Raw genomic sequence first — 14,523 nt, forward strand, 5'->3', positions numbered from 1 at the left:
TTTAAGTTATTGTATGAATGTCACTTTAGTAATTAAACCATTCTCTACTTCGTAAATAGCAACTGCATTAAAAATTTTGCCATTGGCTGTTACCTGCTCTTCATCAATTACTTTATTGCCAATGACGATTCGTTTTTTAACAAATGCTCTCAAGTCTGGTGTGGATTCAAACCAGCTTTTATAACTCTTTTGCATGGCTTCTTTTCCTTCAGTACGCAAGGTGTTTGGATAGTTATATAGTTTAATATTGTCAGCATAATCTTTCATAAAACCATCAATATCTCTAGAATTGTAGGCGTCTAGATTTCTCTGAATAATTTTTTCTACTTCAGAAGTTTCTTCATTGTCATCTATAACTGTATTTTGTTGCTCATCTATGTTATTGTTAGTTTCTTCAACTGTTTCTGTAGTAATCTTAACATCGCCTGCTATTAATAAATTTGAAGCTGAAGGATTCACTGCAAGTCGGGTTATGTTTTGAATACCAGCTGAGGATAAATCGGCCACTGTTTTCCAGTTATTATCTTTATTTAAAGTTAATTTATAAAGAACATTGTCTTTTCCTGAAAGAATTGTTTTATCATCTAACCAGCAAATATCTTCAACGTTTTGCAATGTATTAGCAATAGTTTTGATAGCACCTGTCTTGGGATTCAGGGATTTAATCTGCCATTGATTTTTATTCTTTTTTGATATGAAACTTACTAAATCAGAATTTGGAATTTTATGAATTGACCTACCAACATTTTCGTCAACCTTGATGTGAACTTTACCTTCTGTATCTAAAACATAAAGATTTAGATTGGCTTCTGCAATGACTGAAGCTACTATAGTTGAATCGTCATACCATGTATAATATGCCACAACCATATCTTTTAAGAGTTCTGTAGATTGTCCGTTGCTTAGACTATAACTATATAACCGTTGCTTACCATCTTGATCTAAACGTACTGCGGAAACTTCATGTTTATTTGGAATTTTTAAAGGTGTGTATTTACTACCATCAGTATGATTGACCCAAATCTTTGCCTGGTAACGAGTATCATATTTAGCAATGTCTGTTTGCCCATTTCGCGTAGATGAAAAAATAATATAACGATCATCTAGAAACGAAGGTTGGTTGTCATAGCCTTCATTATTTGAAATGTTTGTTGGATTACTCAATTCAATTTTAGAATTGTTAATTTTTAAATCGAAAAGAAATATTTCAGTATTAGATTGTGAAAACGTAATTAATGGTAATAAACACAAGGCAATAATAATATAACGCATCTTACTTTAAGTTTTTTTAAAGATAGAATTTTTATAAATGATTTGCACAATAAATTTTTATTACTACATTTGTAGTATTAAAACTATAATTGTGGATATAAAACAGCTAAATAAATCCGAACTACAGATAATGAAGTACTTGTGGATGCTTGAAAAAGGATTTATGAAAGATATTGTAGAGAAGTATCCTGAACCGAGACCAGCATATACAACAATTTCGACTTTGTTAAAGCGAATGACAGACAAAGACTATATTGGTTTTGAGCGCTTAGGAAGAGATAAGCAATATTACCCAATTCTTAAAAAGAATGATTATTTCTCAAAGCAGGTCAATGGCATGATTCAACATTTTTTTAACGATTCTAAGGCGCAATTTGCTTCATTCTTTACTAAAAATGCCGATTTCTCAATGGAAGAGATGCAAGAATTGCAAGATCTATTGAAAGAAAAAATGACTAAAAAGAAAAACAAATGATAGGTTATTTTATTTATACAACTATAAGTTTAGCATGCGCTTATGGCTTGTATTTTTTGTTGCTGAGAAAACAAAAAACGTTTCAGTTTAATCGATTTTTCTTAATAGGTTCGTTAGTATTGTGTTTAATATCTCCTTTGTTAGAAATTGAGTTCTTTAATTCGGTACCTCGTATTACCGAATTACCAATTAATACGTTAACTAATGCATCAGCTAGCTTAGAAACTATAGAAAATGTAGAATTTGGGGAAATTGAAATGATTAATACTTCTCAAAGAAGCCCATTTTTCTATGTGTATTTAACCATTAGTTTGTTTTTTGTTTTTCGATTTTTGAAGAACTTCTTTCAAATATTCAAACTTACAAGACATAAACACGAACGTTTAGGAAACCTGAAATTGATTAGAAGTAAGGATTCTAAATTGGTTTCGAGTTTCTTCAATTATGTATTTATAAATGAAAATCAAGATTTACATGATGAAGGATTTACGAGTATTTTAAAACATGAAACTGTTCATTTTGAAGAACGGCATATATTGGATATCATTTTTATAGAGCTGTTAATTTGTTTGTTTTGGCTTAACCCAATCATTTGGTTATACAGAAAAGCGATACTTCAGAATCATGAATATTTAGCTGATGATAAATCGGTGTCTTCAGGTATTGACATAGAGAATTATTCAAATACCATTATAAACTTAGGTCAAAAGGAATACCGCATTCCTCTAACTAGCGGATTTAATTTCATTCAAATCAAAAATCGAATTATTATGTTACATCAATCAAAAACCTCAGTATTAAACCGAACTTTAAAAATAGCATCTGTTATGTTGCTTTTTGCAGGTGTCTTTGCCTTTAGTTCTTATAAGGATTTAAAAGAACCACTTGTGGTTATCGTAGATGCAGGTCATGGTGGAAAAGATTCTGGTCAAATTTCTAATAATATCAGTGAAAAAGATATTGTATTGACAATTTCTAAGCAATTAAAACTACTTAGTGATGATAAAGTAAAATTTATAATGTCTAGAGACAGTGATGAGTTTTCGTCTTTACAAGAAAGAATAGATTTTATAAACGAGCAAAAGCCTGACCTAGTATTAAGTCTGCATTGTAATGCACATTCGGATGTAAGTCGTTCAGGTATTGAAGCTTATTATTATGAAAGTGAAAATATTGAACGCCACAGTAGTTCCATGTCTTATAGTTCTAGAATAGCTTCAAAACTTTTAGAACTTGGCTTTGAGTCATCAAAGCTGATTCCTAGTAATTTTAAAATAATTAAAGAATCTGAAAGTCCATCTGTGTTGTTAGAGATTGGCTTTTTAACTAATGTTAAAGATTATGCTATAGTGACTAATACTAAAAAACAACAGGAAATTGCAAAGACTATTTATGAAGCATTACTAATGAAAGAGTAGGATAGATGTTCGCAAATTAAAAAAGCCAATTCAATCCAAATTTTATTTTGGAAGAATTGGCTTTATAATTAGAATTATTTGAGTTAGTCTAATTATTGAATCATTAGAAACAGTACTTATTTTCTGCTTTTACTTTTTCTGCAATCTCGATACGTAAATCTACAATATCTGGATAGTTTGCATATTTAGTGAAACGTTTAAGTCCCATTAACATCATACGTTGTTCATCACCTTCAGCAAAAGAAATAATACTTTCTTTTCCTTTTTCTTCGATGATATCTACAGCGTGATATAAATATAATTTCGCCATTGCTATTTGAGCAGATTGCTCTTTTTCGCTAGTACGTTTTACATTTTTCTCTGTTCTTAAAATTGCTGATTCTGCCATATAGATTTCAATTAAGATATCTGCAGCAGCAATCAATAATTGTTGGTGCTCTTCTAGTTGAGGTCCAAATTTCTGAACCGCACCACCAGCGACCATCAAGAATGTTTTCTTAAGTTTTGCAATCATTTGCTTTTCTTCAGAAAATAATTCAGAATAATCTGGCGTATCAAACGAAGGAATTCCCATTAATTCTTCTTGTACAGCTTGCGCAGGACCTAATAAATCTACATGACCTTTCATAGCTTTCTTTACTAACATACCAACGGCTAACATTCTGTTAATCTCGTTAGTACCTTCATAAATACGAGCAATACGCGCATCTCTCCATGCAGATTCCATTGGTGTTTCTTCAGAGAATCCCATTCCACCAAAAATCTGGATACCTTCATCAGCAGCATTTTGTACATCTTCAGAAACAGCTACTTTTAATATAGAGCATTCTATTGCATATTCTTCAACTCCTTTAAGTTCAGCTTCTTGATGTGTGTTACCTGCAGCTTCTCTAATCGCGATTCTGTCTTCGATGTTTTTTGCAGCTCTATAGGTTGCAGATTCGCCTGCATAAGCACTAGCTGCCATTTCTGCTAATTTGGTTTTTATTGCTCCAAAATTGGCGATAGGTGTTTTAAATTGTTTACGCTCGTTAGCATAATCTACTGCGGTCGTTAAAATTCGTCTTTGAGAATCTAAACAAGCTGCTGCTAATTTAATACGACCAACATTTAGTGCGTTCATAGCAATCTTAAATCCTTCACCACGACCAGCTAACATATTTTCTACAGGTACAACTGTATCGTTAAAAAATACTTGACGCGTAGAACTTGCTCTAATTCCTAGTTTGTGTTCTTCTTCTCCTAAAGTAATTCCGTTAGGACTATCGCCATTATATTCAACTATGAAACCGGTAATATTTTTATCATCTTCAATACGTGCAAAAACGATCATCACACTACAGAAGCCTGCATTAGAGATCCACATTTTTTGTCCGTTGATTTTATAAGATTTTCCATCTGCAGATAATTCAGCAGTTGTTTTACCAGAATTGGCATCAGATCCTGCACCAGGTTCTGTTAAACAATACGCACCAAACCATTCGCCAGACGCTAATTTAGGTACATATTTTTGTTTTTGGGCTTCCGTACCATATAATGTAATTGGCATAGTACCAATACCTGTATGTGCACCAAAAGCAGTACTAAAAGAACCCGTTCCAGAAGAAATATAATCACAGGTTAAAACGGTAGATACAAATCCCATTCCCATTCCGCCATAAGCTTCAGGAACAGCTACGCTCAAAAAGCCCATATCTCCAGCTTTGCGCATAACTTCCTCGGTTAAGGCATAATCTTTAGCTTCAAATCTTGCTTTATGAGGAATGATTTCTCTGTCATTGAATTCCATTACAGAATCCTTCATCATTGCTTGTTCTTCTGAAAAATCTTCAGGTGTGAAAACGTCTTCACAGTTTGTTTCTTTTACTAAGAATTGACCTCCACGTAGGATATCTTTTTCTGTATCTGCCATTTTATATTTTATATTAAGTTCTTTTATTAATTTAAAAATTCGAATATTCCGCATGCGCCTTGACCAGTACCAACACACATTGTTACTGCTCCATATTTCCCTTTCATATCACGCTTACGCATTTCATCAAATAGTTGGACAGATAGTTTTGCTCCTGTACAACCTAATGGATGACCTAATGCAATGGCTCCACCATTCACGTTAATGATATCTGGATTAAGGTTTAATTCTCTAATTACTGCTAAAGATTGGGAGGCAAAAGCTTCATTTAATTCAATTAAGCTTAAATCATCTTGCTTTAAACCTGCTTGTTTTAATGCTTTTGGGATTGCTTTTACTGGTCCAATTCCCATAATACGTGGTTCTACACCTGCAGCAGCATAGTTTACCATTCTTGCAACAGGTTCTAGATTTAATTCTTTAACCATGTCTTCACTCATTACCATAACAAATGCTGCCCCATCACTCATTTGAGACGAGTTACCAGCTGTAACACTTCCACCAGCAGCAAATACTGCCCTTAATTTCGCTAAAGCTTCTTTACTTGTTCCTTTTCTTGGACCTTCGTCTTTAGTTACAGTGTAAGATTTAGTGGCTTTTTTTCCGTTGGCATCTATATATGTTTGTTCAACTTCAATAGGCACAATTTGATCTTGAAAACGATCCTCAGCTTGCGCTTTTAATGCTTTCATGTGAGAATTGTAGGCGAACTCATCTTGGTCTTCACGAGATACATTGAATTGGTTAGCTACTGCTTCAGCCGTATTTCCCATTCCCCAATAATAATCTTCATGACCATTTTTTACAATGGCGTCGTAATTCAATTCTGGTTTAAAACCTGTCATTGGTACGCTACTCATGCTTTCTGCACCACCTGCAATGATACAATCTGCCATTCCTGCTTGAATTTTTGCAGTTGCCATTCCGATAGTTTCAACTCCAGAAGAGCAAAAACGATTAACGGTTACACCAGGAACATCAATCACTTCTAATCCCATTAACGAGATTAATCGTGCCATGTTTAATCCTTGAGAACCTTCTGGCATGGCGTTACCAACAATAACATCGTCAATACGCTTTGGGTCTAAATTTGGCAGTTCTTTCATCATGTATTGAATGGTTTCTGCAGCCAATTCATCTGTTCTTTTAAAACGGAACACGCCTTTAGGTGCTTTACCAACTGCGGTTCTGTATGCTTTTACTATATATGCTGTTTTCATTTTTCTTAGTTTCTTAAAGGTTTACCTTTTGTTAGCATGTGTTGAATACGTTCTAAAGTTTTACGTTCAGTACATAAAGACAAGAAAGCTTCACGCTCTAAATCCAATAAATACTGTTCGCTTACTAAAGTTGGTTCAGATAAATCGCCACCAGCCATAACGTAGCCCAGTTTATTCGCAATTTTTCTGTCGTGTTCACTAATGTAGTTGCTGTCTTGCATAGAGTCTGTACCAACCATAAACATGCTTAAAGCCTGTTTACCAAGAACTTTAATATCTGTACGTTTTACAGGTTGTGTGTAACCCATATCTGCCATTAATTTTGCATGTTGTTTTGCAACTGCTATTTGACGATCTTTATTAACAACAACGATATCTTTTCCTTTTTGAAGAATGCCTAAATCATAAGCTTCGTAAGCAGATGTTGCTACTTTTGCCATGCCGATCGTTAAAAAATATTCTTGAAGTGTATTTAATTGTACATCGCCTTTTTTGAAGGTATCTGAAGCTCTTAAAGTCATTTCTTTAGAACCTCCACCACCAGGAATAACACCAACACCAAACTCAACCAAGCCGATGTAAGTTTCTGCTGCTGCAACCACTTTATCTGCGTGCATTGATAATTCACAGCCTCCACCAAGTGCCATACCATGAGGTGCAGCAACGGTTGGAATTGCAGAATAACGCATACGCATCATAGTGTCTTGGAAATATTTGATGGCCATATTTAGCTCATCATATTCTTGCTCTGCAGCCATCATGAAAATCATACCAATGTTTGCACCAACAGAGAAATTTGCAGCTTGATTTCCAACAACTAATCCTGCGAAATCTTTTTCGGCTAAATCAATGGCTTTATTCAATCCTGCCAAAACGTCGCCACCAATAGTATTCATTTTAGACTGAAATTCTACATTAAGAATACCATCACCTAAATCTTCAACAACAACACCAGAGTTTTTAAATACTTCAGATGTTTTTCTGATGTTATCTAATATGATGAAACTGTCCTGACCAGGAATTTTTTCTTGTAATTTAGTAGGAATGTTGTACGCATAAGTCGCTCCATCTTTAATAGAGTAGAAGCTATCACTACCAGACTGCAACATATCTTGTACCCAATCTGCAGGTTTTAAACCTTCAACTTGCATCATTTCAATACCTTTTTCAACGCCTATAGCATCCCAAATTTGAAAAGGACCATGTTCCCAACCAAATCCAGCTTTCATAGCATCATCGATTTTGTACAAATCGTCAGTGATTTCTGGAATACGGTTTGAAACATAAGCAAATAAAGCAGAGAAACTCTTTCTGTAGAATTCGCCAGCTTTGTCTTTTCCTTTTACTAAAATTTTAAAACGATCTACAACTTTATCAACGGTTTTAGTCAATTCTAAGGTAGCAAATTTTGCACGTTTCTTTTCTCTATATTCTAAAGTGTTAAGGTCTAATGAAAGAATCTCAGTTTTACCTTTATCATTTTTTGTTTTCTTGTAAAAACCTTGTCCTGTTTTGCTTCCTAACCATTTATTTTCCATCATGGTATTGATGAAATCTGGTAATTGAAATAACTCTAAACGCTCATCATCTTTACAGTTTTCAGCGATACCATTGGCTACATGCACTAAAGTATCTAATCCTACTACATCAACGGTTCTAAAAGTTGCCGATTTAGGACGACCAATTACAGGACCAGATAATTTATCTACTTCCTCAATGGTTAAATCTAAATCTTTAACCGCGTGAAATAAACTCTGTATGCTGAAAATCCCGATTCTATTTCCTATAAAAGCAGGTGTATCTTTAGCAATTACTGATGTTTTTCCTAAGAATTGTTCGCCATAACCATTTAAGAATTCTAAAACAGACGCATCCGTTTTAGGTCCTGGGATTATTTCGAATAACTTTAAGTAACGCGCAGGATTAAAAAAGTGTGTTCCACAGAAATGTTTCTGGAAATCTTCACTACGTCCTTCGCTCATAAATTTAATAGGAATACCAGATGTGTTAGATGTAATTAACGTTCCTGGTGTTCTGTGTTGTTCAAGCTTTTCAAACACTTGTTGTTTTATGTCTAGACGCTCAACAACAACTTCCATAATCCAATCGACATCTTTTACTTTAGCAATGTCATCTTCAAGATTACCAGTTGTAATTCTGTTTTTAAATGAAGGATGATACAGTGGTGCAGGTTTCGATTTTATAGATGCGGTTAAAGCATCATTTACTAATCGATTTCTAACCACTTTATCTTCTAAAGTTAAGCCTTTGGCTTGTTCCTTAGCGTTAAGTTCTCTTGGTACGATGTCTAATAATAAAACATCTACACCAATATTGGCGAAATGACAAGCGATGCCGCTTCCCATAATTCCTGAACCAATAATGGCGATTTTTTTAATTCTTCGTTTACTCATCTTATTTTAAAATGTGTTCTTTATTGTTGTATATCTGTTTGTTTGAAATCATGTTATTGATGACTTCGGCTACTTTTTGAAAGCTTTTTAATTCAGCATCTGAAACATTTGCTTTTATAGTTTCATTAAACGTTAACACGCGCTCTTTAGAATAATTTCTTTTTTCACGGCCAAAATCTGTTAGAAATATTAATACACCTCTTCCATCATCTGGATTTGGTCTGCGCTCAATTAAACCTTTCGTTTCCATAGTTTTTAATGTCCTAGAGAGACTTGTTGCTTCCATACCCATTTTAGGTCCTAAGGAGGTAGAAGGTGTTCCTTTTTCTGGATCAATACTTAACAATGCAAAACCAATTGCCATGGTAGAGTCGAATTTTACGGCTTCTTCGTTATACATTTTATTTACCGCTAACCAGGTGGTTCTCAGTATGTAATCAATTGTTTTGTCTTTCATAAAGCATTATTGGAATCAAATATAATAAAAAATACTATGCACGCATAATAAATAAGAAAAATATTATTATGAATATTTAAAAATAGCAGCTATTAAATTTCGAGATATGTTATTACAGGTGTGTTTAATTGCGATTATCGTACTTTTTTATTAATAAAACCGATAACAGCTCCAGTAATTCCAGTAATTACAATTGAAGTTGCAACATCCAAGGTAAGCAATTCAGCTGACATAGAACTATCCATTGCCATTGCGATGAAACCGTAAGATATAGATAAGAAGAAGCCAAAGAATGCACCTGCTCTTGCTCCAGTTGTAATGGTGGCTATTTGGGCCCAACGATTAAAGAAATAAGATAAAAAAAATGCTATTGATAGACACCCAAGAAATACATAAGTAAATGAGCGAAGGTTTTCTTGCGGTAGAGGATAATAATCTGCTAGAACAATACCATAACTGAGCCAACTTAAAAGCCAATTGACTATTCCTCCGCATATGCCAGCAATGATAAACGTTTTGGTTTTCATGGTTGGTATTAAATGGTTAGTAATACCTAAAATACGAAAATTTACATAAATGATTAATTATCAGGGATTAACGGTTTCGTTTTTACGTTTAACATTTATAAAAAGAGAAGTTGGACTTGCAAAGTAGGGAATTCCAAGTCTTTTTATCGGTAAATCTTTTCGTATAAATCTTTATAGATTTCTTTTATGATTGCACGTTTCATTTTCATAGTTGGAGTAAGATGTCCTCCATCGATTGACCATACATCAGGTGTGAGTTCAAAACGTTTTATTTGTTCCCATTTACCAAAATTTTTATTGTACTTGTCAATTTCTAATTGAATACGATTAATTACTAACTCTGAACTTGAAATTTCTTTTTCGGTTTTACCAATACCATTCTGTTTATGGTCAATCCAGTCTCTAATAAAATCAAAATTTGGTTGAATTAAAGCAGCAGGCATTTTTTCCCCTTCACCAACAACCATAATTTGTTCTATGAAAAGCGATTGTTTCATATCGTTTTCTAATAATGGCGGAATTACATATTTACCACCAGAAGTTTTAAACATTTCTTTCTTACGACCTGTAATTTTTAGAAAACCTTCAGCATCAATTTCCCCTTTATCTCCTGTATGGAAATAGTCTCCAGTCATTACGCTTGCCGTTTTTTCCGGATCTTTATAATAGCCTAACATAACGTTAGGTCCTTTTATGAGCACCTCGCCATCTTCGGCAATTTTTACTTCAACATTATTGATTGGCTTACCTACGGTTCCTACTTTATAACCATTGCCTTTGTAAACTCCTACGCCAACAACAGGTGAAGTTTCAGTTAGTCCGTAACCTTCCATAACTTGCATTTTTGCAGCTCCAAAGATTCGTGCTAAACGTGGTTGTAACGCTGCGCTCCCAGAAACCATAGTGCCCAAATTACCACCTAATGCTTCTCTCCATTTACTGAATATAAGTTTATTAGCTATTTTAAGTTTGAACTCATACCATGCGCCATTAGCACCATATGGTTCCCATTTTTCACCTAAACCTACAGCCCAAAAGAATAAACCTTTTTTAATACCGGTTAATTCTTCGCCTTTAAGCATAATTTTATCAAATACCTTTTCTAATAAGCGTGGTACTACACTCATTAGATTTGGGTTTATCTCTTTGGCATTGTCTCCAATTTTATCAATGGCCTCTGCAAAATAGATAGATGCACCAGCATGCTGATACACATAAATAAGTAAACGTTCAAATATGTGACAGATTGGTAAGAAACTTAAAATTCTATTTTCGCCGTCAACCAAAGGTACTCTAGGAGAGCTGTCTAGAGCGTTACTAGTAATATTCCAGTGAGATAGCATAACACCTTTGGGTTTGCCTGTTGTACCAGATGTATAGATGATGGTTGCTAAATCATTTGGCAGAACAGCGTCTTTTCTTGCTTCAACTTCTGCTTGATTGCTATCATCTTTTCCGAGTTCAAATAACTCAGAGTAATGCTTACAACCTTCTATATGATCAAAAGAATAGACTTCTTTTACCTTGGTGTTTGCTTGTACTATTCTAACTTTTTCTAAAACTTCAGCGTCAGAAACAAAACAATAGATAGATTCGCTATGATTTAAAACATACTCGTAATCTTCTGCTGAAATAGTTGGGTAAACTGGTATATTTTGTGCTCCAGTTTGAAGGACTCCGATATCCAGTATATTCCATTCGGTCCTATTCGTCGTAGAAATAACAGCTATCTTATCGTCTTTTTGAATGCCAAGCCTTAGCAATGCTCTACTTATTGCGTTTGCTTTGTCAATATATTCTTGTGTGGAGGTATGTTCCCATTTACCATTGTATTTAGTAACTAAAGCCGATTTGTTAGGTTTATTTTCTAACTGATAATATGGAAAATCAAAAAGTCGAGTTATTTCTGTCATTTATGCATTACGATTATAACAGCGCAAATTATGAAAATAAAAAGGATTTTCAAATTTCGAATAAAAAAAGGGTGGACTTAATAATATTTATTAGGATTTTTTGGTGTATTCATAATTTATTTATTTTTTTTCTTCAATTAAGAGGGCTAATTTTTAATTTTTTAATTACTTTTAAATTGAAAATAATTGGTTAACCAATCTGGTCTTCCAGTTGTGATTTTATAAACTAAATTAAATAACGACTTATGAATAATCTTTACACTTTTAAATTTCAATTTTATCATATCACATTCATTGTGATGCTGTTATCATCTCTAAATTTGTTTTCTCAAACCACCTATACTATTAGTGATCCAGAGGATTTAGAAGACCAGACGTATCTGCCTGGAGATGTGATTATATTGTCTAATGGTATCTATGATTCTGATGAACGTATAGACTTCGTTGGAAATGGGACAGCAACAGACCCAATTGTATTTAGAGCAGAAACTCCAGGTGGCGTAAAGTTTACAGGTGGATTACAAATGAATATTGGTGGAGATTATGTTGTAGTTGATGGTTTTCACTGGCAAGGTGGCTATGGTGCAAGTAATTTTATTCAGTTTAGAAATGGTTATGACTATGCCAATCACAGTACCATTCAAAATTGTGTTATTGATGGATTAGAAATTCATCCTGATGATATTGCGGATGATATTGCAGATGGATCCATAACAAAACACAGATGGATTGTGTTATATGGCACATATAATACTGTTATTAACTGTTCATTCATGAATAAGGAAAGTGCTGGTGCTTTAATTTTAGCAGAATATGCATATAACGCAACACCAGATGAAGGCGTGACTAATACACGTTGCGATATTGTAGGTCATACAATTAGTAATAATTATTTCTATAATTACGTAAAAATTGATAATACCTTAAGTAACTCTGGTGATAGTGAAACGATTCGTATTGGTACTAGTGAATATCAGAATGTAAATAGTAATGCCACAGTTAGTAATAACTACTTTGTCAAGGCTGATGGAGAGAATGAAATTATTACAAATAAGAGTAAAAATAATACCTATACTAATAATACATTCAGACGCTGTAGAGGTTCATTAGTGCTACGTCATGGATCTAATGCAACGGTTGAAGGTAATTACTTTTTAGGAGAAAACATAGATGGAACAGGTGGTATTAGAATTACGGATAGTGATCATGTAATTACAAATAATTATATCCAAGATTGTATTACAGTTGTTAGCCAAGCCAAGTGGAATAATGGTGTTACCTTTTTAGGAGGTGGCGATAATAATTCGGTGGTATGTACTTCTACAAGTGTTTCTAATGGTTATCAAAAATCTGAAAATATTACACTTTCTAATAATACTATTATAAATACGAATGCACCTTTATTTTATAACACAGATAAGGGGTCTACGGATCCTACCGGTTCAGTGGATAACAATTTAATTTACTTTACGTCTGGTAATGGAAATATTACAGATGTTATATCAGGAGATACTGCAACCTCGTATGCCGACTTAGGAACAGCATTATCTTACACAGGAAACGTTTACACAGGAAGCGCGTTAGGAGAAACCAATACAGGTTTTTCTGAAGAGACAGGAATTTCTGCTACTGCAGATGGCGAAATATTTACGTTTTCAGGAGCAGGATCTGCTGGTAAAGGTGCAGATATGGGATCGTATTTGCCAATAACAGATGATATGGTCGGTTACGGAATTGGTGCTTGTTTTGTAGATAATTTAGGTGGTAATATAATTGATGGTAACTGTGTTATTGAAATTCCAGAGTCACTAACCGTGAGTAGTTTAGAAACATTAGATGCAGAAGCTGGGAGTTATGATGTTTCCGTATATGCTAATGTAAGTTGGACAGCGATGTCTAATGATGCATGGATTTCTATTGATATTAATTCTGGATCTGGTGACGACACTGTTTCGGTTTCAGTGACGGAAAACACAGACGTTAATAGCAGAACAGGTTCTGTAACGTTTACACAAGATCCAGGTGGAGATGATATTGTTAGAACATTAAATGTTACTCAAGAAGGTGCAGACCTAACAGATTTATATGATCTAATTAACGATGTTGCAGGAGGAGGGCCAGTTTCTATTCATTCGTTTTCTAGTGATAACGCTAGTGATAGTCCACCAGAAGTAGCAATCAATACCTTAGATAAGGTAAATACAAGTTCATCTATTTGGGCTGCACAAGACGGCTCAATTGTTTCAGGCGATTATAAAGGTGATGGAGAATACATTATATATGATTTAGGGTCTGAGTATAATTTAGATTTAATTCAGTTTAGTACAACAAATAAATCAGATGCCTTTGGGTATCAAATATGGGTATCTACAACAGGAACAAATGAAGCAGATTTTAATAAAGTTCTACCAGAGACAGAAGATTTATTGTTAACAGCAACAAATACTATGGATTTTAATCAATATCAATTCTCAGCTGCTGCGCGTTATGTGAAAATGATAGGTTATGGAAGATTTAATAGTGCAGGGGATACTAGAACAAGTGCTTGGAGTACCATTGCGGAAATTGAGTTTTTTGGATCTAATGCCTTATCAGTTAATGAATTTGATTTTAGTGAAAATTTGAAAGTTTATCCTAATCCTTCGAAGGATGTGATAAATATTGAAATATTAAATGACACGCAAATTGAATCTGCTAAGATTTACAGTTTAGAAGGTAAATTAATTGTGAATATGAATACAGATTTTATCAATTCTTCATATACTATCGATATAACTAATCTATCTAAGGGAAGCTATATTCTTAGTTTATCTAACGAAGTAGGTTTAAAATATACTCAGCTTATTATAAAAGATTAGTGCTTTAGTTTTTAACCCAAAAAAAAGCTTTTACATTTTGTAAAAGCTTTTTTTTAT

General features: G+C 33.7%; 10 protein-coding genes. 3 read left to right on the forward strand and 7 right to left on the reverse strand.

The features are described from left to right. Nucleotides 1–6 precede the first annotated feature (6 nt). Nucleotides 7–1,272, reverse strand: a complete 1,266-nt coding sequence (locus tag Q0891_RS08345) for a nuclear transport factor 2 family protein (RefSeq protein ID WP_299100665.1) — start codon at nt 1,270–1,272, stop codon at nt 7–9. A 37-nt stretch (nt 1,273–1,309) separates the two neighbouring features. Between Q0891_RS08345 and Q0891_RS08350 the strand changes: the two genes are divergently transcribed. Together Q0891_RS08350 and Q0891_RS08355 are read left to right on the forward strand one after the other, a co-directional pair. Further along, the gene (locus tag Q0891_RS08350; RefSeq protein WP_367179565.1) at nt 1,310–1,747 is read left to right on the forward strand and encodes a BlaI/MecI/CopY family transcriptional regulator; all 438 of its coding nucleotides are present in this window, start codon (nt 1,310–1,312) and stop codon (nt 1,745–1,747) included. After that, nucleotides 1,744–3,165, forward strand: a complete 1,422-nt coding sequence (locus Q0891_RS08355; RefSeq protein ID WP_299100669.1) for a M56/M15 family metallopeptidase — start codon at nt 1,744–1,746, stop codon at nt 3,163–3,165. The genes Q0891_RS08350 and Q0891_RS08355 overlap by 4 nt, the downstream gene beginning before the upstream one ends. A 103-nt stretch (nt 3,166–3,268) precedes the next feature. On the opposite strand, the gene Q0891_RS08360 is transcribed toward Q0891_RS08355, so the two are convergent. From Q0891_RS08360 to Q0891_RS08385, 6 genes are all read right to left on the reverse strand, one after another. Next, nucleotides 3,269–5,077 carry an acyl-CoA dehydrogenase family protein gene (locus Q0891_RS08360; protein WP_299100671.1) on the reverse strand — a complete coding sequence of 603 codons (1,809 nt, stop codon included), beginning with the start codon at nt 5,075–5,077 and terminating at the stop codon, nt 3,269–3,271. 26 nt (nt 5,078–5,103) lie between these two features. Further along, the gene (locus tag Q0891_RS08365) at nt 5,104–6,297 is read right to left on the reverse strand and encodes an acetyl-CoA C-acyltransferase (protein WP_299100673.1); all 1,194 of its coding nucleotides are present in this window, start codon (nt 6,295–6,297) and stop codon (nt 5,104–5,106) included. Between the two features lie 5 nt (nt 6,298–6,302). Then, entirely contained in the window at nt 6,303–8,711 is a 2,409-nt protein-coding gene (locus tag Q0891_RS08370) for a 3-hydroxyacyl-CoA dehydrogenase/enoyl-CoA hydratase family protein (protein WP_299100675.1), read from the reverse strand. 1 nt (nt 8,712) lies between these two features. Next, nucleotides 8,713–9,168 carry a MarR family transcriptional regulator gene (locus tag Q0891_RS08375; protein ID WP_299100677.1) on the reverse strand — a complete coding sequence of 152 codons (456 nt, stop codon included), beginning with the start codon at nt 9,166–9,168 and terminating at the stop codon, nt 8,713–8,715. 134 nt (nt 9,169–9,302) lie between these two features. After that, nucleotides 9,303–9,695 (reverse strand): hypothetical protein, encoded by a 393-nt coding sequence (locus Q0891_RS08380; protein ID WP_299100679.1) that lies wholly within the window; start codon nt 9,693–9,695, stop codon nt 9,303–9,305. A 143-nt stretch (nt 9,696–9,838) separates the two neighbouring features. Then, entirely contained in the window at nt 9,839–11,608 is a 1,770-nt protein-coding gene (locus tag Q0891_RS08385) for a long-chain fatty acid--CoA ligase (protein WP_299100681.1), read from the reverse strand. Between the two features lie 245 nt (nt 11,609–11,853). On the opposite strand from Q0891_RS08385, the gene Q0891_RS08390 reads away from it, so the two are divergent. Further along, nucleotides 11,854–14,466 (forward strand): chondroitinase-B domain-containing protein, encoded by a 2,613-nt coding sequence (locus tag Q0891_RS08390; RefSeq protein WP_299100683.1) that lies wholly within the window; start codon nt 11,854–11,856, stop codon nt 14,464–14,466. The last annotated feature ends 57 nt before the right edge of the window (nt 14,467–14,523 follow it).

The sequence above is a fragment of the uncultured Winogradskyella sp. genome (assembly GCF_947498005.1).
Lineage (GTDB): Bacteria > Bacteroidota > Bacteroidia > Flavobacteriales > Flavobacteriaceae > Winogradskyella.